Annotated in this window: 2 pseudogenes; one reads left to right on the top strand and one right to left on the bottom strand. The window is 67.8% G+C overall.

Going from position 1 to position 1,181, the window contains the following annotated elements:
* A pseudogene (locus DBR34_RS18475) lies at positions 1–203 on the bottom strand (energy transducer TonB); the annotation flags it as partial.
* 133 nt (positions 204–336) lie between these two features.
* On the opposite strand from DBR34_RS18475, the pseudogene DBR34_RS18470 reads away from it, so the two are divergent.
* Positions 337–1,181, top strand: a pseudogene (locus DBR34_RS18470) (aminoacyl--tRNA ligase-related protein); the annotation flags it as partial.

The following is a 1,181-nucleotide window of genomic DNA, read 5'->3' as shown; positions in this document are numbered from 1 at the left end:
GGCTCGGGCAGCGGCTCGATGTCGGCCACCTGCTGCGGCGTTGCCGCCGGGCCGGCCTTGTAGAAGTCGTCGTTGCGGCTGCTCAGCCACACCACCAGGAACAGCAGCACGCCAACGCCGAAGGCGATGCCGGCGATCATCAGGCTGCGCCGGGGCAGGTGGAAGGTGATGTTCTTGCCAGACGAAGAGCGGGAAGCGGACATGAGCCATACCGTAGTGAACCCCCCGATTCTGCCACGCCCGCAATGACTGAGGGGTACATGACGGCCCCCGGGCGGCAGAAATCCGCATAACAGGCGATAATCCCCCTCCAGTCCCAACCCCATCGCACACGCCATGCTTGATCCAGCCCTGCTTCGCCAACACCCCGCCGACCTTGCCGAACGCCTGCGCTCCTCGCGCGGTTTCGAGCTGGATGTGTCCGGGCTGGAGTCGCTGGAAGCAGACCGCAAGCGCATCCAGGTGCGCACCCAGGAACTGCAGAGCCTGCGCAACAGCCGCTCCAAGGCCATCGGCCAGGCCAAGGCCAAGGGCGAAGACGTCTCGGCGATCATGGCCGAAGTGGCCGCGTTCGCGGACGAGCTGAAGGCCTCGGAAGTGGCCCTGGACGAACTGCGCGACAAGATCGAAGCCATCGCCCTGGGTATTCCCAACCTGCCCGGCGACGACGTGCCGGCCGGCGCGGACGAAACCGAGAACGTGGAGCAGAAGCGCTGGGGCACCCCGCGCAGCTTCGACTTCCCGGTGCTGGACCACGTGGAGCTGGGCGCCCGCAACCGCTGGCTGGACGCGGAAACCGCGGCCAAGCTGTCGGGCTCGCGCTTCACTGTGCTGCGCGGCCCGCTGGCCCGCCTGCACCGCGCGCTGGCCCAGTTCATGCTGGACCTGCACACCGACACCCACGGCTACCAGGAAACCAACGTGCCGGCGTTGGTCAATGCCGACTCGCTGCGCGGCACCAGCCAGCTGCCCAAGTTCGAGGACGACCTGTTCAAGACCGCGGTGGGCGAGTCCACCCGGTACCTGATCCCGACCTCGGAAGTGCCGCTCACCAACATCGTGCGCGACGAGATCATCGACGCCGACCAGCTGCCGCTGCGCATGACCGCCCATTCGCTGTGCTTCCGCGCCGAAGCCGGCAGCGGCGGCCGCGACGTGCGCGGCATGATCCGCCAGCACCA

The sequence above is a fragment of the Stenotrophomonas sp. HMWF003 genome (genome assembly GCF_003061285.1).
Taxonomy (GTDB): Bacteria; Pseudomonadota; Gammaproteobacteria; order Xanthomonadales; family Xanthomonadaceae; genus Stenotrophomonas; species Stenotrophomonas maltophilia_AP.
This window is presented reverse-complemented; position numbering and strand designations above follow the sequence as displayed.